24 protein-coding genes are annotated in these 23,508 nt (G+C 64.2%); 14 read left to right on the top strand and 10 right to left on the bottom strand.

All coding sequences use genetic code 11. The features are described from left to right. The first annotated feature begins 185 nt into the window (after positions 1-185). Positions 186-683 carry an N-acetyltransferase gene (locus FJ419_RS25305; protein WP_140699609.1) on the top strand — a complete coding sequence of 166 codons (498 nt, stop codon included), beginning with the start codon at positions 186-188 and terminating at the stop codon, positions 681-683. A 377-nt stretch (positions 684-1,060) separates the two neighbouring features. Continuing rightward, on the top strand, positions 1,061-2,062 hold the full coding sequence (locus FJ419_RS25300) for an aldo/keto reductase (protein WP_140699606.1): 1,002 nt from the start codon (positions 1,061-1,063) through the stop codon (positions 2,060-2,062). A 40-nt stretch (positions 2,063-2,102) separates the two neighbouring features. On the opposite strand, the gene FJ419_RS25295 is transcribed toward FJ419_RS25300, so the two are convergent. The 4 genes from FJ419_RS25295 to FJ419_RS25280 all read right to left on the bottom strand — a co-directional run bounded on the left by FJ419_RS25295 (position 2,103) and on the right by FJ419_RS25280 (position 4,694). After that, entirely contained in the window at positions 2,103-2,330 is a 228-nt protein-coding gene (locus FJ419_RS25295) for a hypothetical protein (RefSeq protein ID WP_140631530.1), read from the bottom strand. 115 nt (positions 2,331-2,445) lie between these two features. Further along, complete coding sequence (locus FJ419_RS25290; RefSeq protein ID WP_140699603.1) at positions 2,446-3,075, bottom strand: glutathione S-transferase family protein; 630 nt, start codon at positions 3,073-3,075, stop codon at positions 2,446-2,448. Between the two features lie 201 nt (positions 3,076-3,276). Next, positions 3,277-4,374: an NAD(P)/FAD-dependent oxidoreductase gene (locus FJ419_RS25285; protein ID WP_140699601.1), complete on the bottom strand. Its 1,098-nt coding sequence runs from the start codon at positions 4,372-4,374 to the stop codon at positions 3,277-3,279. Positions 4,375-4,460: 86 nt separating this feature from the next. Further along, positions 4,461-4,694, bottom strand: a complete 234-nt coding sequence (locus tag FJ419_RS25280; RefSeq protein ID WP_140699598.1) for a hypothetical protein — start codon at positions 4,692-4,694, stop codon at positions 4,461-4,463. A gap of 118 nt (positions 4,695-4,812) precedes the next feature. Between FJ419_RS25280 and FJ419_RS25275 the strand changes: the two genes are divergently transcribed. From FJ419_RS25275 to FJ419_RS25255, 5 genes are all read left to right on the top strand, one after another. Beyond that, on the top strand, positions 4,813-5,412 hold the full coding sequence (locus FJ419_RS25275) for a DUF922 domain-containing protein (protein ID WP_140699596.1): 600 nt from the start codon (positions 4,813-4,815) through the stop codon (positions 5,410-5,412). Between the two features lie 450 nt (positions 5,413-5,862). Then, positions 5,863-6,939, top strand: a complete 1,077-nt coding sequence (gene ugpC, locus FJ419_RS25270; protein WP_140699591.1) for a sn-glycerol-3-phosphate ABC transporter ATP-binding protein UgpC — start codon at positions 5,863-5,865, stop codon at positions 6,937-6,939. Between the two features lie 37 nt (positions 6,940-6,976). Continuing rightward, a complete protein-coding gene (locus FJ419_RS25265) occupies positions 6,977-8,302 on the top strand; it encodes an ABC transporter substrate-binding protein (protein ID WP_140699586.1) in 1,326 nt (441 codons plus the stop codon). Positions 8,303-8,400: 98 nt separating this feature from the next. Next, entirely contained in the window at positions 8,401-9,339 is a 939-nt protein-coding gene (locus FJ419_RS25260; RefSeq protein ID WP_140699581.1) for a sugar ABC transporter permease, read from the top strand. A 1-nt stretch (position 9,340) separates the two neighbouring features. Further along, on the top strand, positions 9,341-10,234 hold the full coding sequence (locus tag FJ419_RS25255; RefSeq protein ID WP_140699578.1) for a carbohydrate ABC transporter permease: 894 nt from the start codon (positions 9,341-9,343) through the stop codon (positions 10,232-10,234). A gap of 45 nt (positions 10,235-10,279) precedes the next feature. On the opposite strand, the gene FJ419_RS25250 is transcribed toward FJ419_RS25255, so the two are convergent. Then, complete coding sequence (locus tag FJ419_RS25250) at positions 10,280-11,722, bottom strand: LuxR C-terminal-related transcriptional regulator (RefSeq protein WP_140699574.1); 1,443 nt, start codon at positions 11,720-11,722, stop codon at positions 10,280-10,282. Positions 11,723-11,887: 165 nt separating this feature from the next. Between FJ419_RS25250 and FJ419_RS25245 the strand changes: the two genes are divergently transcribed. Then, positions 11,888-12,139, top strand: a complete 252-nt coding sequence (locus tag FJ419_RS25245; protein ID WP_140699571.1) for a hypothetical protein — start codon at positions 11,888-11,890, stop codon at positions 12,137-12,139. A 3-nt stretch (positions 12,140-12,142) separates the two neighbouring features. Here FJ419_RS25245 and FJ419_RS25240 read toward each other — a convergent pair whose 3' ends face one another. Beyond that, a complete protein-coding gene (locus FJ419_RS25240) occupies positions 12,143-12,562 on the bottom strand; it encodes a VOC family protein (protein ID WP_140699568.1) in 420 nt (139 codons plus the stop codon). Positions 12,563-12,825: 263 nt separating this feature from the next. Between FJ419_RS25240 and FJ419_RS25235 the strand changes: the two genes are divergently transcribed. Together FJ419_RS25235 and FJ419_RS25230 are read left to right on the top strand one after the other, a co-directional pair. Further along, positions 12,826-14,034 (top strand): MFS transporter, encoded by a 1,209-nt coding sequence (locus tag FJ419_RS25235; RefSeq protein ID WP_140699565.1) that lies wholly within the window; start codon positions 12,826-12,828, stop codon positions 14,032-14,034. A 205-nt stretch (positions 14,035-14,239) separates the two neighbouring features. Continuing rightward, entirely contained in the window at positions 14,240-14,953 is a 714-nt protein-coding gene (locus FJ419_RS25230; protein ID WP_140699562.1) for a hypothetical protein, read from the top strand. A gap of 43 nt (positions 14,954-14,996) precedes the next feature. Here the strand turns inward: FJ419_RS25230 and FJ419_RS25225 are convergent, their stop codons facing one another. Both FJ419_RS25225 and FJ419_RS25220 read right to left on the bottom strand, forming a co-directional pair. Further along, positions 14,997-15,341 (bottom strand): hypothetical protein, encoded by a 345-nt coding sequence (locus tag FJ419_RS25225; protein ID WP_140699559.1) that lies wholly within the window; start codon positions 15,339-15,341, stop codon positions 14,997-14,999. Between the two features lie 106 nt (positions 15,342-15,447). Beyond that, positions 15,448-17,706 carry a cation:proton antiporter gene (locus FJ419_RS25220; RefSeq protein ID WP_348642829.1) on the bottom strand — a complete coding sequence of 753 codons (2,259 nt, stop codon included), beginning with the start codon at positions 17,704-17,706 and terminating at the stop codon, positions 15,448-15,450. 404 nt (positions 17,707-18,110) lie between these two features. On the opposite strand from FJ419_RS25220, the gene FJ419_RS25215 reads away from it, so the two are divergent. Next, complete coding sequence (locus tag FJ419_RS25215) at positions 18,111-18,317, top strand: hypothetical protein (protein WP_140541617.1); 207 nt, start codon at positions 18,111-18,113, stop codon at positions 18,315-18,317. A gap of 233 nt (positions 18,318-18,550) precedes the next feature. After that, positions 18,551-19,219 carry a DUF2270 domain-containing protein gene (locus FJ419_RS25210; protein ID WP_224632366.1) on the top strand — a complete coding sequence of 223 codons (669 nt, stop codon included), beginning with the start codon at positions 18,551-18,553 and terminating at the stop codon, positions 19,217-19,219. A 129-nt stretch (positions 19,220-19,348) separates the two neighbouring features. Here FJ419_RS25210 and FJ419_RS25205 read toward each other — a convergent pair whose 3' ends face one another. Beyond that, on the bottom strand, positions 19,349-19,951 hold the full coding sequence (locus FJ419_RS25205; protein ID WP_140699556.1) for a sulfotransferase family protein: 603 nt from the start codon (positions 19,949-19,951) through the stop codon (positions 19,349-19,351). 41 nt (positions 19,952-19,992) lie between these two features. Beyond that, a complete protein-coding gene (locus FJ419_RS25200) occupies positions 19,993-20,892 on the bottom strand; it encodes a VOC family protein (protein WP_140699551.1) in 900 nt (299 codons plus the stop codon). Between the two features lie 145 nt (positions 20,893-21,037). Here FJ419_RS25200 and FJ419_RS25195 point away from each other — a divergent pair, with 145 nt between their 5' ends. Together FJ419_RS25195 and FJ419_RS25190 are read left to right on the top strand one after the other, a co-directional pair. Further along, on the top strand, positions 21,038-21,337 hold the full coding sequence (locus FJ419_RS25195; RefSeq protein ID WP_095768322.1) for a hypothetical protein: 300 nt from the start codon (positions 21,038-21,040) through the stop codon (positions 21,335-21,337). Between the two features lie 463 nt (positions 21,338-21,800). Beyond that, positions 21,801-23,486 carry an alpha/beta fold hydrolase gene (locus FJ419_RS25190; RefSeq protein ID WP_140699547.1) on the top strand — a complete coding sequence of 562 codons (1,686 nt, stop codon included), beginning with the start codon at positions 21,801-21,803 and terminating at the stop codon, positions 23,484-23,486. Positions 23,487-23,508 lie beyond the last annotated feature (22 nt).

Below are 23,508 nucleotides of genomic sequence, written 5' to 3'. Positions count from 1 at the left end.
CAACACCGCGCGCCAATTGATGATTATTGGGCGCAGGTTCCGTGATCGCGAAGAATTGCCAGCGCCGAACGGCGCCAGAGCCGAAGGCGCCCCACCTACGCCTTGCTGCATCCGAAGCCGCTCGCTCGGGGTTGGCCGCGCCCCGCGCTTCGCCCTATCTTCAGGTTGCAACAAGGACCACGACCATGACCCGCATCCGGGCGATGACGAGGAACGACTTGGCCGATGTGTCGCGGCTGCTCGGCCAATCGTGGCGGCGGACCTATGCGCCGATCATGGGCGACGAGGCCGTGGCACGGCTTTCCGATGAAAGGCACGCGCCGGAAAGGCTCGCGGGGGAGCTCGACGACGAGGACAAGATGTCCTTCGTAGCCGAAGGCGCCGACGGCTCTATCGCCGGCTACGCTATGGCGGCGATGGACGCAAAAGGCGACGTCACGCTGGAGCGGCTCCACATCGAGCCGCAAGCGTTCGGCAGCGGCCTCGCGGTCGACCTGCTGCACGCGGTGCTTGCCGCCCATGCCGGTATCCCCAGCATCGCGCTGGAGGTGATCGAAGGCAACGACCGCGCGATCGCCTTCTACCGCAAGCACGGCTTCGAAGTGGTCGAACGCCGGGAAGCGGCCCACGGCGTCGGCAGCCACGCCTCGCTGATCATGCGCCGCATGCTGCCGATGGCTTAGAGGTTATGAAGTTGATGAAAGGACCCCTTGCTGACCTGCCGGCATTGGCTGCATATGCGGTGGTGCTTGCGACGCAGCTGCCAAGCTTGGGACAACAACTATCGGCTTTTTTGGCGGGCCTCGGCGGCAATGCCAATCGCGTCACAGCCAGGCGGCGCTCCGCCGGATTCGAGACGGTCCAGGTGGTTCCGTCAGAGCTCCGAGGGAGTGCAGCCAGCCGGAACCACCCGCCCGCCTTGTGTCCTTCCCAAGACGCATGAACGATACGAGTCTGTGCCCGGCCCAGCTTTGATCCGGATCAAGCGAATGTGCCGGCTGGACGTCCCGCCTTAGGCCCCTATATTCGCGAGCGCTGATTTTCCTTCGGAGCAAGACGCATGAGCCTCGGCAAACAGAAACTTGGCAGCCAAGGGCTCGAAGTCTCCGCCATCGGCCTCGGCTGCATGGGGATGAGCCAGGCCTACGGCCCGGCCGACGAGGCGGAGTCGATCGCGACGATCCACCGGGCGATCGAGCTCGGCTGCACCTTTCTCGACACGGCCGAGGTCTATGGGCCCTTCGTCAATGAGGAGCTGCTTGGACGCGCGCTGAAAGGCCGGCGCGATCAGGTGACGATCGCGACGAAGTTCGGCTTCCGCATCGCCGACGGCAAGCAGGCCGGGCCCGACAGCCGGCCCGAGCATATACGTGAGGTGGTCGATGCTTCGCTCTCGCGGCTTGCCACCGACCGCATCGACCTCCTCTACCAGCACCGCGTCGACCCCGCCGTGCCGATGGAGGATGTCGCGGGCGCGGTCGGCGAACTGGTGGCCAGGGGCAAGGTGCGCTTCTTCGGCCTGTCGGAGGCGGGCATTGCCAACATCCGTCGCGCGCATGCCGCGCATCCGGTCTCGGCGCTGCAGAGCGAGTATTCGCTGTGGGAACGCAACCTCGAGCCCGAGATCATCCCGGCGCTGAAGGAGCTCGGCATCGGCCTGGTGCCGTTCGCGCCGCTCGGCCGCGGCTTCCTGGCCGGTGATGTCAGGCGCGCGGAGGAGTATCCCGAAGGCGATTTCCGCCGCGGCGATCCACGCTACCAGGGCGAGAATTTCGACCTGAATGTCGCGGCGGCCGCCACGGTGCGCGACATCGCCGCGGCAAAGGGCGTCAAGCCCGGCCAGATCGCGATCGCCTGGCTGCTCGCCAAAGGGCCGGATTTCGGCATCGACATCGTGCCGATCCCCGGCACCAAGCGCCGGGCCTATCTGGAAGAGAATGTCGCGGCGGCCGACATCGCGCTCGACGCCACCGAGATGCTGGGGCTCGACATGGCGCTGACGCCCGACAAGGTGGCAGGGCCGCGCTACAACGAGCGGGCGATGTCTCAGGTGGACCGGTAGAAGCTGGCTAATCTCCCTCGGGAGGATTGGGCAAACGACCCTACTTTTTCTTGCAGTCCGACATCGCCTCCATCGCCTTCCTCGCCTCACCCTCGCTGGCGTATTTCTTCTTGCCGAGATCGACGACAAGCGTGCCGTCGGGCTTCTTCGGCACGATCTCGCATTGCTTCGACACGGCGTCCCTGGCGACCCAGTATTGCTCGGCTGCCATGACAGGCAGGCTCATGATGCCGGTGGCGAGGATTGCGGCGAGGATGGTGCGAACCATTGCGGACCTCCATGGCTCTGGTTGGAACGCAACGCGAAACAGGCGGGCGCCGATTGGGCGACGCACGACACGCTGCCTTTGGAAAACGCCCCGTCCGCCGCTGTGTTCCCGCGGCTCAGGCGTGCGAATGCGGATCGATGCTGTAAGGATACACTGGATAGTCCGGACCGATCGCCTCGCTGACGCGTCCCATCCAAGCATCGACCGCGGGATAGTCGGCGAGCGAGAAACCGCAGTCCTCGGCGCGGTGGCTGTAGGCGTAGACGGCGATGTCGGCGATGGTGAGCGCATTGCCGACCAGGAATTGCGTGTCGGCCAGGCTGTGCTCCAGCGCGTCCAGCGCGCGCACGCCCGCGTCGCGCTTGCCGGCAACCATCGCCTGGTTACGCTCCAGCCGACCCGTCAGCGTCCAGTAGCGCAGCGAGCCGATGACCGGTTCGATATGGTACTGCTCGAAGAACAGCCATTGCATCACCTTGGCGCGGGCAAAGCGGTCCGACGGAAGGTAAGGTGTGCCCTCGGCGAGATAGGCAAGGATCGCGTTCGACTCGGCGATCGCCTCGCCATTGTCCAGCCCGAGCACCGGAACTGCGCCTGCCGGGTTGAGCTTCAGGAATGTCTCGGTGTGGCTCTCGCCCTCGAAGATCGAGATGATACGGGTGTCGTAGGCGATGCCGAGCAGGCCGAGCAGGACGCGAACCTTCCAGGCATTTTGCGACGGGAGGTAGTCGTAGAGCGTGAGCATGGCGGTCCTCCGTTGGTGGGACTGGCTTGGTATGCCGCGGTGAAAGGTGCCACCCGATTCAGGCGGGCGCAGATCAGCACGGAAAGGTCTGAGCGAGGCCCCCTCTCTGCCCTGCCGGGCATCTCCCCCTCAAGGGGGGAGATTAGATGTCACGCCGGCTTTCGCCAATCGTCAACGTTGCAGGAAGGTGGCCGTCGCCTCTCACCGCCTCGCAATATCCTTCGCCACCGCCTGCGCCTCGATGCCGATCTCGCGCAGCAGGCCGGTGACCGGGTTGTAGAAGCCGACGAGATAGACGCCGAGCTCCGTCGCGCGGGCGTTCACGCCGCTCTTGTCCGGCCTGAGCTGCGCCGGCAGGAAGCCGTCATAGGCCGGGCGGTAGCCGGTGGCGAAAATAGCCGCGTCGAATTTCTTCTCCACCCCGTCGGCGAATTTCACACCGTCCCGGGTGAAGCTTGCGATATCCGGTGCGATGCCGATCCGGCCGGCCTTGATCGCCGCCACCGTGCCGACGTCGATCACCGGAATGCGGCCGGCTTCGATGCCCTGCATGATGCCCTGCCGCGGCCGCACGATGCCGTATCTCTCCAGCCTCCCCAGCGCCAGATCGAGGATCTTTGGGAACATCCAGTCGTTCAGCGCCTGCGGCATCGGCCGGCTGGCGATGCCCACGATCTGGATCGGCACGCCGAACAGCTGGCGCGGCACGATGTGGACGCCCTTGCGCACCGAGATTGTGGGCCTGGCGCCGCTTTCAGCCAGGTCGAGCGCGATCTCCGCGCCCGTATTGCCCATGCCGACGACCAGCACGTCCTTGCCGAGATAAGGCGCGGCCTCGGTATAGGCGGCGCTGTGCAGCACCTTGCCCTTGAACGCTTCGATGCCCGGGAAGCTTGGTGTGATCGGCTCGGCATTGTTGCCGGTGGCCACCACAACTTTGCGGGCATTGAACAGCCCGGCATCAGTCTGGACCAGCAGACGCTCGCCTTCGCGGCGGACCGATTTGACGGTGACGCCGAAGCGCGGCTTGAGCCCGAAACGCCCGGCATAGGCATCGAGATAAGCGACCACCTTCTCGCGCGGCACATAACGCGGGTGGCTTTTCGGGAACGGCACGAAGGGCAGCGACGAGAAGGATTTCACCGTGTGCAGATGCAGCCGCCGATAATGCCGCCGCCAGGCGGGCGCCACCTCATCGGCCTTTTCCAGGATGATGAAATCCTGCCCCGCCTGTTTTAGGCAGGCAGCAACGGCGAGCCCGGCAGGACCGGCGCCGACGATGACGACATTGGTATCCAAATGGCTTTCCTCCCGCCAAAGCGGCAAAAACTATGACAGGAGGGGTTCGAGGGGCAAGTAGGGAGAAGCACCTACGGGCAGCCTCCCTACTCAATCGCGCCCGGCGCCTCGGGCTCATCCTCGGGCGGTTCGAGGATCTCGATCAGTTTCGCCACACGGGCGCCGGGCATGGCGCGGCCTTCATTGACCAGCGCCTCGTCGGCGCCGATCCAGGCGAAGGCCTCGCGCAGTTCCTCAAGGCTGGCGCCGGTGAGCGCGATGTCGGCGATGACGGCCTCGTCGACCGGTCCAAGCACGGAAATGATGTCGTTGCGGGTCATCTTGTCCTCCCCCATGGGTCGGGATGATTGCCCAGGGGAACGGCTGACGAGCGGAGCGGGTTCCAAAAATCCGTGGGCCGGCTTCTTCGGGACGAGGCCCGGTGCTATGGCTCGCCCCATGAAGCCCGCCCTCCTCCTCGCCGCCCTGCTTTCGTCCACGCCGGCGTTCGCCGACTGGAAGCCCGTCGAGAAAATCGAGACTTATGCCGTCTCAGGCGAAAGCGCGGAACAGCTTTACCTCTCGATCGGGGAGAAGGGACCGGTGATCGGCAAGGATTCGGCCGGCAACGAACGGCGTGTCATCGCGCACACTTTCTTCAAGCTGACCTGGCAGCGCGACTACCAGCCGCAAGGCGGCGCCTGCGTGCTGAGGACGGCGCGGCCGAAGCTGATCATCACCTATACGCTGCCCAAGCCGGCGGGGAAACTTGGCTCAGCCTTGCAAACGCGCTGGGACGCCTTCGCCGCCGGGCTGATCGCGCATGAGAAGGTGCATGGCGCCGGCATCGTCGACATGGTGGACAAGATCGTCGCCTTCAGCACCGGCCTCACCGCTCAGAACGATCCCGGCTGCAAGAAGGTCCGGGCGGAGCTGACGGCCTATCTCGACCAGCTCTCGAAGGCGCAGCGCCAGGGCAGCCGCGATTTCGACAAGATCGAGTTCGGGCAGGATGGCAACATGCTGAAGCTGATCGCGGCGTTTCTGGGCGGGGCCTGAGAACGAAAGGCAAGAGGCGCGGCAACCGCCCTGTTCACTGCGTTATGGCGGAAGCAATGCGCGGTCTTAGACGAATAGCGGCTAATCCCGCTGGCGGTCTGAATCGGCGGGAGTCGGCCTTTCCCGGGAAAGCTGAAATCTATTACATTAACGCTGCCTAATATCCATCGGTGATCGTTTGAAGATGAACCGTCCGTCCGCCGGCGACCGGCTGGATCCACTTCGCTTCAGGGCAGCCTTTGCCCAACTGTCTTCAATGACAAAAGTAAGCAAGGCGCGCCGCCGCTTTACAGGCGGATGTGGTAGCGCTACCGTTTCACAGTCGCGTGACCCGGGGGCTGGGGCAAACGTCGCCGACGCCAGTGGTGGGTGCTTGCCGGCATCCGTTTCAGCCACACCTTGATTGGAACGGCTCCCGCGAGATTCGCAGGGACCATCGGGAGGAGTTCGATGGCGTCTGTCGCGATTGGCGATGTCTACAAATCGTTCGGGACCACCCAGATCCTGCATGGCGTTAGCGTCGATATAGACGACGGCGAGTTCGTCACGCTGGTCGGGCCCTCAGGCTGCGGGAAATCGACGCTTCTCAGGATGATTGCAGGCCTGGAAAAAATCTCGCGCGGCCATATCTCGATCGGCAGCCGTATCGTGAACGACGTTGCGCCGAAGGAGCGCGACGTGGCCATGGTCTTCCAGAACTACGCGCTCTACCCGCATATGACGGTTGCCGAGAACATGGCGTTCTCGCTCATGCTCAAGGGTGTCCCGAAGGCTGAAAGCGATTCGGGCGTGAAGCGGGCGGCCGAAATCCTCGGGCTGGTGCCGCTTTTGTCGCGCTATCCGCGCCAGCTTTCGGGCGGCCAGCGCCAGCGGGTCGCGATGGGCCGGGCAATCGTGCGCAATCCGCAGGTGTTCCTGTTCGACGAGCCGCTCTCGAACCTCGACGCAAAGCTGAGGGTGCAGATGCGCGCCGAAATCAAGGAGCTGCACCAGCGGCTGAAGACCACGACGGTCTATGTCACCCACGACCAGATCGAGGCCATGACCATGGCGGACAAGATCGTGGTCATGCATGACGGCCTCGTCGAGCAGATCGGACCGCCGCTCGAGCTCTACGACCGGCCGAACAACCTGTTCGTGGCAAGCTTTATCGGCTCGCCTGCCATGAACCTGCTCAAGGGCGCATTCGCCAATGACGGCCCACCGTCGTTCAGGGGCGCGGGAGGCATTTCCGTGCCTTTGCCGAAATCTCCCTCCATCGGCAACGGCGAAGCCATGGTGCTCGGAGTACGACCCGAGCATCTGCGGCTGGCCGACGACGGCATTCCAGTCAAGGTGGCGGTGATCGAGCCGACCGGGTCGGAAGTGCAGATCATCGGCCGCACGGTCGGCGGGGAGGACATCGTCGCCAATTTCCGTGAGCGCCATTCCTTCGCGCCGGGAGAAACCATTCGGCTGTCGGTCGACCCCGGTCCGATCCACCTGTTCGACGGCGAGACCGGCAAGCGAATCGAGACGGCGCGATAAAAACCAGGCAACGGCAGAGCAATAGGAGGAAACGAGTATGAAGTTCACCAGACGCGATGTAATCCGCACGACCGCAGCCGCGGCGGCCGGAGCCCTGGGCAGCCGCTTCGTCGGCTCGAGCGCGTTCGCCCAGGAAGGCGTGACCTACAAGCCCGAGGAAGGCGCCAAGCTCAGGCTGCTGCGCTGGTCGCCCTTCGTGCAGGGCGACGAGGACCAGTGGCTGAAGAATACCAAGCGGTTCACCGAGGCGACAGGCGTGGAGGTGCGCGTCGACAAGGAAAGCTGGGAAGACATCCGTCCCAAGGCGGCGGTCGCCGCCAATGTCGGCTCCGGCCCCGACCTGATGTTCGTCTGGTTCGACGACCCGCACCAGTATCCCGACAAGCTGCTCGATGTAACGGAACTGGGTGATTATCTCGGCAAGAAGTATGGCGGCTGGTACGACGGCCCGAAACAATATGCGACGCGCGAGGGCAAGTTCATCGGCTTGCCGCTGGCCACCATCGGCAACGCCATCGTCTACCGCGAAAGCTGGGTCAAGGAGGCAGGCTTCTCCGAATTCCCAAAGGACACGGCCAGTTTCCTCGAACTTTGCAAGGCGTTGAAGGCGAAAGGCCATCCCGCCGGCTTCACCCATGGCCACGGCGTCGGCGACGGCAACAATTACGCGCATTGGCTGCTGTGGAGCCACGGCGGCCAGATGGTCGACGAAGCCGGCAAGGTGACGATCAACAGTCCGGAGACGCTCAAGGCGATCCAGTATGCGCAGGAGCTCTACAAGACCTTCATCCCCGGCACCGAAAGCTGGCTCGACGTCAACAACAACCGCGCATTCCTGGCCGGGGAAGTGAGCGTGATCGCCAACGGCATCTCAGCCTACAACACGGCAAAGATCAACAAGGACAAGGACCCGAAGCTGGCCGAGATCGCCAAGGACATCCGCACGACCAACATGCCGATCGGGCCGGTCGGGAAATCGGTCGAGCTTTTCCAGGTGACCACGGCCGTCATCTTCAACTACACGCCCTATCCGAATGCCGCCAAAGCCTATCTGCAGTTCATGTTTGAGGACCCGCAAATGTCCGACTGGATCACTTCGTCGGCGGGCTATTGCTGCCAAACGCTGAAAGCCTTCGACAACAACCCGGTTTGGAAGGCCGACCCTAACAATGCAGCCTATGCGAAAGCCTCGGCGACGCTGCGCCCCAACGGCTATGCCGGGCCGCTCGGCTATGCATCCGCCGCGACAATGGCTGACTACGTGCTGGTGGACATGTTCGCCAAGGCGGTGACGGGCCAGGCGACGCCGCAGGAAGCCATGGAGGAGGCCGAAAAACGCGCCAATCGCTACTACCGCGTCTGATCCTGGCGCAGTTTGAAGCAGGATGACCGCGCTTTGCGGCTTACCCAAGCCAAGCGCGGTCAGCCACAGTTCCACCCGCATAACGAGGAGCCCGCGCCATGGCCGTGCCGTCCGTTGCCGTTGAGACGCGCCCGTCGATCCGTTCGAGGCTCGCCGAAAGCAGGAACGCTCTCGGCTTCGGCTTCATGCTGCCGGCGGCGGCGCTGCTCCTGGTCTTTCTCACCTATCCGCTCGGGCTCGGCATCTGGCTCGGCTTCACGGACACACGCATCGGCCGGCCGGGCATCTTCATCGGCGTCGAGAACTACGAATATCTGTGGAGCGACAGCGTCTTCTGGCTCTCGGTGTTCAACACGCTGCTCTATACGGTCAGCGCTTCGATCCTAAAATTTGTGCTCGGCCTCTGGCTGGCTCTCATCCTCAACGAGAAGCTGCCCTTCAAGTCGTTCTTCCGCGCCGTCGTGCTGCTGCCCTGGGTGGTGCCGACAGTGCTGTCGGCCATCGCTTTCTGGTGGATCTACGATTCGCAGTTTTCGATCCTGTCCTGGGCGTTGCAGCAGATGGGTCTGATCGACCACCGCATCAATTTTCTCGGTGACCCGACCAATGCGCGCGCCTCGGTCATCGCGGCCAATGTGTGGCGCGGCATTCCCTTTGTCGCCATCACGCTGCTTGCCGGGCTGCAGACGATTCCGCAATCGCTCTACGAGGCCGCTACGCTCGACGGCGCCAACCGCTGGCAGCTGTTCCGCTACGTGACCCTGCCGTTGCTGACGCCGATCATAGCCATCACCATGACATTTTCGGTCCTGTTCACCTTCACCGATTTCCAGCTGATCTATGTCCTGACCCGCGGCGGGCCGGTGAACGCCACGCATCTGATGGCGACATTGTCCTTCCAGCGCGGTATTACGGGCGGCCAACTGGGCGAAGGCGCGGCAATCGCGGTCGCCATGATTCCCTTCCTGCTGGCCGCGATCCTGTTCAGCTATTTCGGACTGCAACGGCGCAGATGGCAGCAAGGCGGCGGAGACTGACATGGCCGCGATCAAGGAAGTCGAGCGCCTGGACACCGACGAAGGCGGCATGGGCTACCTGCAAAGCCTGCCGCGGCGGGTGGTGACGGTCTACCTGCCGCTGCTGGTGTTTCTGATCGTCCTCCTGTTCCCGTTCTACTGGATGACGATCACCGCGGTTAAGCCCAATATCGAGATGACCGACTATGTGAACTACAATCCGTTCTGGGTCGTGCATCCGACGCTGGAGCACATCCGTTACCTGCTCTTCGAGACATCCTATCCAGGTTGGTTGCTCAACACGATCATCATCTCGACCGCCGCAACTTTCCTGTCGCTGGCGGCTGCCGTGCTTGCTGCGTATGCGATCGAGCGGCTGAGGTTTTCGGGGGCACGGCAGGTTGGCCTCGCCGTCTTCCTCGCCTATCTCGTGCCGCCTTCTATCCTGTTCATTCCGCTGTCGGTGATGGTGTTCAATCTCGGTCTTTACGATACGCCGTTCGCACTGATCCTCACCTATCCGACCTTCCTCATCCCGTTCTGCACCTGGCTTCTGATGGGCTACTTCCGCTCGATCCCCTTCGAGTTGGAGGAATGCGCGCTCATCGATGGCGCGAGCCGCTGGCAGATCCTCACCAAGATAGTGCTGCCGCTGTCGGTTCCCGGTCTGATCTCGGCCGGCATCTTCGCCTTCACCTTGTCCTGGAATGAGTTCATCTATGCGCTGACCTTCATCCAGTCTTCGGAGAAGAAGACGGTGCCGGTCGGCGTGCTCACCGAACTCGTTCGCTCTGACGTCTATGAATGGGGCGCGCTCATGGCCGGCGCGCTGATCGGGTCGCTGCCGGTAGTGGTGCTCTATTCCTTTTTTGTCGAACACTATGTTTCATCGATGACCGGCGCGGTGAAGGAATAGAAGCGCTTTCGCGCTTGGCACCTGACGTCGGGCTTGTGACCGTGGCTAACAGAGCGGCACCAACTTTGCCGCTTCGCGGATGGCTCGCGCGGCGCCCGGATTGCTGACCGGATAGCCAGAGATGAAGCCCTCGACCGAGAAGCTGGGGAATTCGGTGCGCAGACGGTCCGCGATGGCTGCGGCCTCGCGACCTTCGCCTAGTTTCGCATGGGCGAGCATCAGGAAGATCAGCACGTGCGGCGAATCCGGCGTGCTCCGTCGCAGCGCGGCTATGGCTTCCCGGTGCCTGCCGGCCGTGAACAGGACGCGCCCCTGCATGCCGAAATACCAGGGCGGGCTAAGCGGATTGAGTCGCATGGCGCGCTCGATGAGCGGGATGGCTTCCGCCGGATCGCCGGCGACCAGCGCCTTGCTGCCGGCAAGCAGCGCCAGCGTGTCGGCATGGTTGGAACCGCATTCGAAGGCGCGCCGGTGCGCCCTTTCAGCTGCCTCCAAATCGCCCAGGCAACCCATGAGATCGCCGAAGCAGTTGTGCGCAGTGCTGTCGCTCGGGTCGAGCCGCAGCGCATTCTCGGCCGCCCAGCGCCATTTGGCGATCGAGGCACTCAGATTGTCGCCGAAGCCATTGCACGCCTCGATCGAATAGGCGTAGGCAAGTTCGGTCCAGGCCTTGACCAGGGTCGGGTCAAGTTCGAGCGCGCGTGAAAACAGCCTGATGGCTTCCCTGTTGCCGCTGCGGCTGAAGGTGTTGTGCTGCTCGACGCCCAGCAGATAGCAGTCATAGGCGCGCAGGCTGGCCGGCGGCTTGCGAAGGATTGCATTGCGGCCGACCGTGGCGATCGCTCCGAAACAGCCGGCAAGCACGTTGATCACGCTTTCGGTCAGGCTGTCCTGCAGCGCGAAGATGTCCTCGACGGACCGGTCGAAGCGTTCGCTCCACAGGCTGACGCCGGTTCGCGCATCGGCCAGCTCCATCGTAAGCCGCACTCGCTGGGTGTCGGCGCGCAACTGACCAGACAGAAGATAGGCAGCGCCCAGGGCCTTGCCGTCGGCAGCGAAATCGGCCGGCTTGCTGCCCAGCGCCTTCATGGTGTGGAAGGCAATGACCGGCAGATCCGCGTAGCGCGCAAGGTCGATGGTGATGTCGGATGACAGCCCGCGAGCAAAGCGGCGCCATTGCTCGTCGGCGCTCAGGCATTCGACGGGAAATATTGCAAGTACCGGCGAAGTGTCGGGCACGGCCGGCATGGCTGTGACGGCGTTGATATGCATGGCAAGCGCGACCTTGCTGCGGACGCCGAGCTTTTCGTAGATCGCGGCGAGATGGGTGCGCACGGTGGATGGCGCGATGAACAGCGCCTCGCCGATCTCGCGATAGGTCAGGCCAGCCGCGAACCTTTCCGCCACCGCACGCTCGCGCTCGGACAAGGCCGGCACAGGCTGGCGCGCTGAAAGCGCGGCCGGTATGGACGCAGCGTCGTGGTTCATCTCGATTCCTGCCCGCGGACGGCGACATTATCAACGCCCCGCCCCCCGCAAAATACTACAAATGCAGGACCCAAAACACTGCATGCAGCCGATGGATCGACCGAGCGTGGCGGGTCAGGCTCCCGGCGTGCCCTCGATGAGGGCCGTTTTTCCAAGGAGCCGACGATGAAACCAATATTGAACACGATTTCCGATTTTTACGGCGCCATGCGGCTCGACCTCCGCTACCCGCCGGCCGGAGAAAGCTTGACGCGTCATCCCGGGGTGGTCGGCCTTTTGGCCGTGTGGCACGAACGAGCCTGCTTCCGCGAGGAACTGGCGCTCAAGGCGCGCTATACGCCATATCTGATCGGCGATATCGGTCTGACCATGGACGAGGTGCGGGAGGAGCTCGCTAAACCGTTCTGGCGCCGATAGGCCTCAGAAACTTACCACCACCGCATCCGCGCTCCGCTTGGCCGGCCCATGAAACACCGCCTCGATGTTGTTGCCGTCAGGGTCGATCAGGAAGCAGGCATAGTAGCCGGGGTGGTAGCGCCGTTCGCCCGGCGCGCCATTGTCCTTGCCGCCGGCGGCGAGCCCGGCGTGGTAGAAGGCGTCGACCATGGCGCGGTCCTTCGCCTGGAAGGCGAGATGGTGACGGCCGGTGAGCACGCCTTGGGCGGAACGGCTGTCGGGGGTCGAGACGAACAGCTCGTCGGCCCAGAAATGGTCCTCAGCGCCGCCGCCAATCGGGATGCCCAGCACTTCGAACAGGCTGCTGTAGAAGCGCCGGCTGGCCTCAATGTCGCGCACCACCAGGTGAAGGTGATCGATGAGCCGGCCGCGATAGAGTTCCATGGGATGCTCCTGGTTGAGAGGGTGAAATCTAGATGGGGCTGGCGAGCGGTCAATGACGGGTACTGCCGGCTGCTGACACTTTCAGCCACGGGCGGGACAGCGCCCGGACCAACAAAATCGGCCCCTCAAAAAATCCGGATAAAAAATGCAACCAGATTGTAGGATCGGCTCCCGCCCCGGCGTCCTTCGGACGCAGACGGCCCGGTGGACTGGAAAAACCGTGCCGCATCAAACAGGATGCCTTTCGGCATGGGAGCAGAACCATGAACCATTCCTATCGTTGGGTCATCGTCGCGGCCGGCGCGCTGATGACCTGCGTGGCGCTCGGCGCCATGTTTTCGCTGGCGATCTTTCTGGAGCCGATATCGCTTGACACGAACTGGTCGCGCACCGGCATTTCCAGCGCCATGACCTTGAATTTCCTGGTGATGGGTCTGGGCGGCTTCGCCTGGGGCGCGATCTATGACCGGGTCGGCGCCAGGCCTGTGGTGCTTGCGGGCGCGGTCCTGCTTGGCCTGTCGCTGGTGGTGGCGAGCCGCGCCACCTCGCTGCTGGTCTTCCAGCTCAGCTACGGCATCATCGTCGGGCTGGCGGCCAGCGCCTTCTTCGCGCCGATGATCGCGCTCACCACCGCCTGGTTCGACACCAATCGCAGCCTCGCCGTCTCGCTGGTCTCGGCCGGCATGGGCGTCGCGCCGATGACCATCTCACCCTTCGCCCGCTGGCTGATCACCGCCTATGACTGGCGCACCGCCATGTTCGACATCGGCGTCATGGCCTGGGTGCTCTTGTTGCCCGCCATCTTGCTGGTGCGCCAGCCACCGGCGGCGGTCGCAGCCAGCGACGGCACGCCGGCGCCCGTCACCGGCGATCCAGGCATGAGCGTCGGCCAGGCGCTGCGCTCGCCGCAATTCATCGTGCTGGGCCTCACCTTCTTCGCCTGCTGCGCGGCGCATTCGGGCCCGATCTTCCACATGGTGAGCTATGCCATGTCCTGCGGTGTGGCGCCGATGGCGGCCGTGTCGATCTACAGCGTCGAGGGGCTGGCCGGCCTTGGCGGCCGCGTGCTCTACGGCGTGCTCGGCGACCGGCTGGGCGTCAAGCCTGTGCTGGTCACCGGGCTTGCTATCCAAGGCCTAGTGATCGCCGCTTATCTCACCGTCGGCCAGCTCGAGCAGTTCTACCTTCTGGCCGTCATCTTCGGCGCCACCTATGGCGGCGTGATGCCGCTTTACGCGGTGCTGGCGCGCGAATATTTCGGCCTGCGCATCATCGGCACCATCCTCGGCGCGGCAACGATGCTCTCCAGCCTCGGCATGTCGCTCGGGCCGCTTGCCGGCGGCATGATCTACGACGCCACTGCCAGCTATCACTGGCTGTTCATCGGCTCGGCGCTGATCGGGTTGGGCGCGGCCGGGATCGCGATCGCCTTCCCGCCGCAGCCCAGCCGGCAGAAGCTGCAGATGGCGTGAAGATGATCGGAAGCGGCCGCCCGACGGAAGGCGGCCGCAGTTCCTGGTTCAGCGACTGGCGGGCGGCGACGCGGGATGGCGCGAGTTCTGCCGCTGTGGTCTGCCGACCTGTGTTGCGCAGGCGTTCCAGATAGGCCGGCGAAACCCTTGTAGCCGTCGTGATAGCAATTTATTCTTCGAGCCCGGCCTCGAGCGGGTGACTGCGGTGGCAATGATGGAAATGGACCCGGCGCCGACAGCTGCAAAAGCTCTCAATGACGAAGTTGCGGCCGACGCAAAAGCCTATCTCGACTCCGCCGTATCGACACTCACCGTGCCGGTGCCGCTCTTGATGGGCATCGGCTTTGCCGCCTATTCGCTGGCAACAAAACCGACCCCGTCGGAGGATGCAAAAATATCGGTCGCGGGGGTCGACGTGCCGCTGGCGATCGCCGTGGTGCTTGTCATGTCGCTGAACGGCCTGTCACTGCTCCACATTGCAAGGATGGTGTCGCTGCTTCATGCCGCATGGCGGCAAGAATCGACCAGGGAGGTCGTTGCCAATGTGCTGCTGCATCAGCCGAACATGATGAACCCGTTCGCCGGCGCGGCGTCTTTTCGCAACGGCGTTCCAGGCCCGCTCTCCTGGTTGCTCAGTCTTGTGCCGAAACTGGCGGCAGGCGCCCTCATAGGGGTTTGTGCCATATTCCTTGTCTCGCTTGGCAACCATTGGCCCGCCGCGGCTGGTATGTGGTTCACGATCGCGGTCTTGTTCGCCATCACCATGCACGCGGCGGGCATGGCCGGTGTGATCTTGACGCTGCCACAACTGATCATCGACCTTTGCGGTTGGAAGTCGCTGGTGCCGTTGATAGTCGGGCTGGCCGTCGGCACGGAGGCGGCATGGCGGTTCGATATCGCCATCGGCACGCCGATCTAGACTGCTTCACCGAGACGAAGCATTTCTCCCGGTCCAAGCGATATCAGCACATGTTGTCGATCATGAAGGCAGTCGACATCGGACGGGTCACGGCAACTTCGCCGGTAGGATACCCACGGCGCCGCTTCCAGGCCGTCAGGGCGATCACCAGCGCGCAGCAGACAGCGTTCAGCCAGTTGATAGCCGCCAGCATCGGATCGCCGAGATTGATGCCGGCATGAAGCCCTGTCGTGGCATTGGCGGCGGTCCACAGCAGCCAAGTCGTGTAGGAGATCGCCGAGGCGCCGTTCTCGTCGCCGGCCACGCGCAGGATCTGCGGCAGGTAGGAGACGACGCGCAGGCCGTTGAAGAAGGTGAACAGATAGAAGGACAGATCGCCAAGCGTCATTCTCGCATCTCCGAGCCAGCTTGACGCGGGGGATATACGGCGATCCGGCATCAGCCTGTGAGGGGCTTCACATGGTCTGCCGATTTCTGCGCCTGAGCCAGCGGCCTCAGCCCGTTCCCGTGCCCGTGCGCACCGCCTCGCGGTCGCTCTCGTCGCGCTTGACCCGCTCGTCGGAGATCAGCACCACTGGGCATGGGCTGCGCCGCAGGACGGCCGTCGTCGTCTCGCCGAAGATCAGCTCCTCGCCCTGGCGCCGCGCCACGCCCATGACGATCAGCGCCACGTTGCGGCCGGCCTGGCGGGTGATGGCGTCGGCGGCGGCGGCTCTGCTGCGGATCGCCGTCTCGATCTCGACGCCGTAGCGGTCGGCAAGCGCGACGATGTCCTTCAGCACGGCTTCCCTGCGGCGGTGCGAGACGGTGTCGCGCAGCTCGTCGCGGCCGGTCCGTGCGACATAGAGTGTCTTGACGCGCGCGCCGGTGACGGCGGCGACGGCCAAAGCCAGTTCGGCGCCGCGGCGGGCAACCGCCGTGCCGTTGACCGGCACCAGTATCTTGCCCGATCGCGGGCCGAGCCGAGGCATCTGGCGGCCGGCGGTGGCCGGCTTCAACACCAGGCAGAGCGGCCCGTCGAACGCGCCGGCGACCTCGTTCAACCGATGCGAGAAGGCCCCCTTGGAGGTGACCGCGCGGCCGAGGCCGACGAGCAGCATGCCGTAGCCCTTGCGCGCCTCCTTGATGACAGCCTCGGCCGAGAGCTCCTCATGCTGGCGGCGCGTGACCGGGGCTTCGCGCACCGGCGTCTCGTCACCTTGCTTCGCCGCCTCACGGCTGTCCTCGGCGCCCTTCTCGATTTCCTCCAGATGCAACCCTTCGGTCGGCTCGGCATCGATCTCGCCGCTGGAATGCAGCACCGTCGTCGGCTTGCCGGCGCCGATAACGCCTGCGAGATAGGCGGCGAAGCGGCCGACGATACCCTCGTCGACCACCACCAGCAGCCGCTCCAGATTGGCGACGAAGCCGCGCTGGTCGATGTCCTCGCGCTCCAGTCTTTTCTGCTCGCCCTCGCCCATCGGTAGGCGGCGCAGGGCCCAGCGCAATGTCGGCGGCATGGCCAAGGTGGTGATGACCGCCATGGTGACGATCATGGTGAAGAGGTTGTGCGACAGCACGCCCATCGATAGGCCGATCGAGGCGACGATGACCTCCGTGGAACCGCGCGCGTTCATGCCGCAGCCCACCGCGACGCCTTCGGCGCGGCTCATGCCGGCGACCTCGGCGCCGATGAAGGCGCCGCCGAACTTGCCGATGCTGGCGATGATGACCAGCGCTACCGTCAGCAGCGCAAGCTGAGGATCGAGAAGCACGGTGAGGTCCGCGGATAGTCCGGCGACGCCGAAGAACACCGGCATGAAAAGGGCGGTGATGATGCCACGCAGCTGCCCTTCGATGTGGCGCGACAGGATCGGCGACTCGCCGACCAAGATGCCGGCGACGAAGGCGCCGAGCACGGTGTGCACGCCGATCAGATCGGTGATCAAGGCCATGGCGCCCATGATGGCGAGGATGACGGTGACGACCGCGTATTCGGAGCGGAAGGTGTCGTTGGTCCAGCGGATGGCATCGAAGACGATGCGGCGCCCGAGTGTGAAGGAAAACGCCATGAAGGCGGCGACGCCCATAATGATGAAGGCGAGGCCGCCGATCTCGATGCGCCCCTTGGTGGCGATGCCGATGGTGATGGCAATGATCACCCAGCCGATCGTGTCCTCGATGATGGCCGACGAGACGATGATCTGGCCAAGGTCGCGGCGCATGAAGTTCATGTCGCGCACCACCATGGCGACGATCTTGACCGAGGAGATGGAGAGCGCGGTGCCGAGGAACAGCCCGGCAACGATGCGCTCGCTGCCGGCGGCAAGCAGCGTGGCCGGCATGAACTGGGCGGCGATGAAGCCGAGCGCGAAGGGCACCGCCACGCCGGCAGCCGAGATGGAAAAACAGGCGCGGCCGACGCGGCGCACGAGCCGCAGATCCGTTTCCATGCCGGTGAGCAGGAGCAGCATCAGCACGCCGAGCTGGGCGATGGCGTTGATCATCGACTTTTGCGAGGCGTCACCGGCAAAGACCAGCCGCTCGGCCGCCGGCCAGACCCAGCCGAGCAGCGAAGGCCCAAGCAGGATGCCGCCGATCAGCTGTCCCATCACCGCCGGCTGACCCAGTATTTCCAACACCTCGCCGATGCCGCGACCGACGACAAGGAGTAGGATGAGTTCGGCGACGAAAATGCCTTCCGAGGACATGCCGGTCTTTTCGGCGGCGAAGGCGACGACGGGCATCAGCAGAAGCGCGACGGCAGCTAACACGACCGACCGGCGCCGATTGGGTATTTTGGACAAGCTGTCTCCCCTCGATTTCGCGTCATAACGGTTTGGCCGGTGGTTCGGTTGCACGGTTGTCGGAGCTGCCAGTCTCCCCTCTCGTGGGGGAGATGTCCGGCAGGACAGAGGGGGCGCGAAGGAACGCGGCTTCACAGCCAGAAGCGTTAACATCTGCAGGTCCGGCATGGGAATGGAGCAAGAGAGACAGGCAGAAGTTGGTGCTCTACGGCGCCCCCCTCTGCCCTGCCGGGCATCTCCCCCACAAGAGGGGAGATCAGCAGTTCCGGCGCCGTTTCCTACAATTCTAATCAAATGCCACCACGGATTTTTGCTTCCCGGTAAAGCGACTCGGCGATGTTCGCGCCGTGGCGGGCAATAAGGAGAAGCTAATGAAAAGCGACTTTGCCGCCGCCCACCTGCACCTCGACCGGGCCTGCCATTACCTGCGCGGCGACGATGAAACGAGCCGCGCGGCGCTTGCGGCGCTCGACCTTGTGATCGAGGCAGTGGCGGCAGCCCAGCATGCCAGGCCGATCGCAGATGTGCTGCCCTTTCCGCGACGCGCGAACGGTGGTGTCCCCCCACTTGCATCCTGACTTATCCGCCTGAAAAGGCGGGAACATTACGGCCGGCCGCACGTTGAAGCGAGAGGGGTGTGGTCGGTCGATGTCGAGGCGAGGACGGCCGGCCATGGCGGTGGGAGGCGCTCGGCAGAATGTCCCAGACGAATGCCGCAAAATCCACAGATGCAGCTGTGGCAAGGTCGACAGAGGCGGCTGCGCCGGCAAGATCCACCGAGAAGGCCGCACCGCCGCGCGCTTCCGACACACTGGCGCTGAAGCTCAGTTCCCCTGAATTCACCACGACGCTGTCGCATTTCCACCGCGCCGAGATCGCGCGCATGGCCGGCTGGCGCGACCGGCTCGACCGCACCAGCAACTGGGCGATCACGGTGGTGGCGGCGATGCTGTCGGTATCGCTGTCGACGCCCAGCGCGCATCACGGCGTGCTTTTGTTCGCCATGCTCCTGATCACGCTGCTTTTGTGGATCGAGGCGAGGCGCTACCGCTTTTTCGACGTCTACCGCGCCCGTGTGCGGCAGTTCGAGCGTTATTATTTCGCGCAGATCTTTTCGCCACAACCGGACTATGCTTCCAACTGGCTCGCGATCCTCGGCGAAGGCCTGCGCTCGCCGCGTTTCCTGATCACACAGCGCGCGGCGCTGATCCGCCGGCTGCGCCGCAACTACATCTTCATGTACACGATCCTGCTGCTTGCCTGGATCCTCAAGATCACCACGCCGAGCCTGTCGCGCGAAGGCTCTCCCATCGGCTTCGGCGCCTCGCTCGTCGACACGTTCCGGGTGGCGACGCTCGGCCCAATTCCCGGCGTCGTCGTCGTGTGCGGCGTGGCCGGCTGCTACCTCGCGCTGCTCGCCGCGGCGTTCCTGGTCCGCGCCGATGACGGGGAGCTGTCCTTTGGCGACGTGCATGTGTGAGGGACGGGAGTAGGGCAGTAGTGAATAGTGAATAGTGAATAGTGAGGATGTTAGCGATGGGAGTTCGCGGCGTCTACGTGGCCTGAGACTCTTGACCTACTCCCCTACTCCCCTACTCCCCTACTCCCTTCACTGCAGCGACAGCGCCGACCGGAACTCCTGCGTGGTGTTGCGGCTGGGATAGGGTTCGTCCGGCACGGGAACGCCTAGATGGGCGCAAAGCGGCACCCAGCCGTCGCCGAGCTTGTGGACCAGCAGACGTTCGGCCGGCACGGTATTCAGCACCGCCTCGACATTGTCCCGATAGATCGCGATCGCGTGGGCGCGATCCTGCGGGCGGCCGCCGAAGACCTGCTTGGCGACGAGCGCGATGCCGAGCGAGTCCTGGTCCGTGCTGCCGACGATCGCCGGCAGGATGGTTTTTTCGAAACTCTCCCACCAGCTTTCGGGCGAACGCCAGGTTAGGACGACGCGCGCCTGCGGATAGATTTCGATCAGTTCGCGCCAATAGTGCGCCGAGGGCCAGTCGACGCAGGATCTATATCCCGCGAAGAGTTGGGACCAGTCGGGCGTCTCGCCCCTGGCCAGCGCCCGCCAGAGCCGCTTCTGCTCCTCATGCGCCATTACCTCCGACATATGGTGGCAAGGACCGAAACCGAGCATGGTCAGCGCCTCGCGCATCGAATCCGTGCCGGTCCGGCCGAAGCCGGCTCCAATCACCATCAGCGACATTTCCCCCTCCTCCACTTCTTCCCATCTTCAAGCGGTTGCGCTCAATCTCCCTGTACCACGAACCGCAGCCGGTTGCCTTCCGGATCGGCGGTCGAGATAACGCGACCGTCCCTTTTTACCGGTATGTCGGCCGCTTCGAGCCTGCCCTCCACGGCGGCGAGCTCCTGCGCGGAGCCAAGCTCGATGGTGAAATGGTCGAGGCCGGCCGCACCCGGCGGCGGCTCGCGCAGCTCGTCGCGCGCCCAGATGTTGAAGGCCACCATATGGGCGCGGCGCTCCGTGCCGCAGTCGAACATGCCGAAGGTCCGGGACTGGATATGCGGCCGGAAGCCGAGCACGCCGAGATAGAATTTCATCAGCATCTCGGGCGCGCGCGCGCGCAAATGGATGTGGCCGATAAAGGCATCCTGCGCCATCTTCGGCTCGATATGGCCGGAGTTGCCGAGGTCGCGCAGCAGCCCCGACACGTCCAGCGGCTCGAGCCCCGAATGCGCGCTGCCGTCGGTGGCAATCAGCGTCACGCGGCCATTGGGCGACACTTCGCGGCGCAGCAAGCGCTCCGGCGTGTCGAAGCAGATCTCGATGCCGTTACCGGAGGGGTCGGAGACATAGAGCGATTCCGAAACCAGATGATCCTGGGCGCTGAACCGCAAGCCAGATGCCTTGAGGCGGGCGGCTGTATGCGCGAGATCGCGGCGGCTGGTGATATGGATGGCGACGTGGAAGAGATCGCGAGACTTCTGCGGCAGCGGTGCCTCCGCGCCGGCATGGAGCACGATCAGCGTCCGGCCGCCGGCGCCAAGCTCCGCCATGGTGGCGTCCTCGCCAAGCAGTGCCAACCCAAGCGCGTCGCGCCAGACATTCAAGGCCGCCGGCACGTCGGTCACCTTGAGATGGACCGGCCCGAGACGGGTCACCGGAGACAGCAATCCATCATCCATCGTCGTCTGTCCGACTGCGGCCAATGACATATTAGCTGTGAATGAATTGCCTGTCGCGCTCCAAGTTCGGGTTGACCCCTCCCCGGCGGGCGGCGACTATTGCGACGGCCGGTTTTCTGGAATTGGTTCAGCAGGAGGAGATCGCATGGACGAGACCGAACAGTGGCGCAACATGGCGAGCGCGCCGCGGGACGGCAGCCGCATCCTGGTGACGGTGCGCTCCTCCGAGCAGGGACCGGCCGAGGTCGACATGGCCTACTGGTCGCGCGCCGACCAGTTCGGCGAGGAAGGCTGGCGGGCGTCGGACTCTTCGCCCGGCCGCATCGTCGAATATGCAGAACCGGAACTCAGATGCTGGATGCCGCTGCCCACCGCCGGGCGCGGGACGATGCCGAGCCCCTGGGAGGGAGATGACGTGCCGCTGGTGGACGGAGAGGGAATTTAAGGTGAAGCCCGCCGTGGCTCGGAAGGCCGGCTTTCAAAACCGAAACGAGGCGGGTCCTCGCCCGGCACGCCGGCGAGAGAGCGCTGCACGGGCCGACGCTGCCACGGCAAAAAGCCTGCTTACGAGCATTGGTAGACTTATCCTGGGAAGCGCCGGGCAACCGTTGAGCTAACTGCCGCTCCAAGTACCGCGCCTGGGCGATGTCGTGACGAAAGACTGCGGGTGGGTTGCCTTGGGGCCGGCAGAAACCGTCATCTTGCCGGAAGGGCCAGTCGGCCGGGCTGAATGGCAGCATTGAGGTTCTCCCACGTTTCAGGTTCGGCCAACTCTCTGGCGCGACCGTGATAAAGTTGGAGATGGCAGCGTGATCGAAACGTGAAAAAGACCGCTTGGGACAGATAGCGGTTGAATTGCCAGGGGCGAAGCGAAAGAATTGCCATAATCGTGGCCGGGGCTGAACTCAATGAAAGGGCCTCATCTTTATCTTCTGGGCGGATTTGATCTCGCCGGTACTGCCGCGGCTGCTCCAACCTTGAGCCGCAAGGCACGGGCGATGATGGCCTATCTCGCGCTGCAAGCCGGACAGGCACAATCGCGCGAGAAGCTGGCCGCCCTGCTCTGGAGCCTGAATGGCGAAACCCAGGCCCGGATGAGCCTCAGGCAAGCCGTTTCGGCCATCCGAAAGGCCATGCGCAAGTGCGGCAGCGGACGGTTTCTGACAGACGGCGTCAGTGTCGGCCTGTATCTCGACGAGATCGACTTCGATGTCGCCCGGTTCGAGACGCTTGCGACAGGATCGTCGCCCGAACACCTCGAGCAGGCACTCGCCGTCTACCGCGGCGACCTGCTCGACGGTCTTGGCGTGAGAGAGGAGCCGTTCGAAGATTGGCTTCGAATTGAACGCGAGCGGCTGAGAACGATCGCGGTTGCAGCGCTGGACAGGCTGGTGGCGCATTACAGCGCGTCGAACGACCTTTCATCCTGTGCGCGGACGGCTGCGCGACTGCTCGCAATGGAGCCTTTGCGCGAAGATATCCACCGGGCATTGATGAGGGCCTATGCCGCGCAGGGCCGCATCAACCTTGCTCTTAAACAGTATGAGCTCTGCCGTGAGGCGCTGGAGAGAGATCTTGGGCTGCAGCCAGAATTGGAAACGCGCCAACTGTACGAGGCTCTGCGGACACGCCGGATGAGTTCATCGCCTCACTCGACACGTCTGGTTGCGGCCGCCGAGCCGGCGGCCGGTTCGGGGGCAAATGCCGGTGGGAGCCTTTCCGGCGGCGAGCCGATGCCACCGACCACCCACTACGTCAAATCGGCAGGAATCAACATCGCCTATCAGGTGACCGGCGAAGGACCGATTGACCTCATATACGTGCCCGGCTGGGTCTCCAATCTCGACCTTGCCTGGGGCTCGCCGCGCTTCGCGTATGTGCTCAAGCGGCTCGGCACCTTCTCACGCCTGATCCGATTCGACAAACGCGGCACCGGTCTATCCGACCGCAATGTCGGCCTGCCGACGCTGGAAGAGCGCATGGAGGATGTGCGTGCGGTGCTGGACGCAGTCGGCTCCACCCGAGCGGTGCTGTTCGGCAGCTCGGAGGGCGGTCCGATGTGCATGCTTTTCGCCGCCACCTATCCTGAGCGTACGTCCGCGCTGGTGCTTAACGGAACCTACGCCAAGGGCACTTGGTCAAAAGAGTATCCCTGGGCCAGAACTGTGGCGCAGGTGGACGACGACGTAGCGGCCGTCGAGAGACAATGGGGCAAGCCAGCCGACATGAGCAACGCAGCGCCGAGCCTGACCGAAAATATGGTCGAACGCGAATGGTTCGCCGCCTATCTCAGGAATTCGGCCTCGCCCGCCGATGCAATCGCGCTCTGGCGCTGGGGTACCGAAGTCGACGTTCGCGACATCCTGCCGGCGATCCGCGTGCCGACGCTGATCGTGCAGAGGACGGGCGATCGGTGGGTGCGCCCAGAGGAAGGGCGTTACTTGGCAACCCACATCCAAGGCGCCAGATACGTCGAGCTGGCCGGCAGAGACCACGTGATCTGGGGTGAAGATTGCGACAGTCTGGTTGACGAGATACGAAGCTTCGTCACCGGATCGATATCCCGAAAGACCATCTCTGCGCTCACCGGATGAGCGGCGGCATGTCGTCGGCAGA

The organism is Mesorhizobium sp. B2-6-2 (genome assembly GCF_006440615.1).
GTDB lineage: Bacteria > Pseudomonadota > Alphaproteobacteria > Rhizobiales > Rhizobiaceae > Mesorhizobium.
The sequence above is the reverse complement of the archived record's forward strand: the minus strand, read 5'-3'. Positions and strand labels throughout refer to the sequence as shown.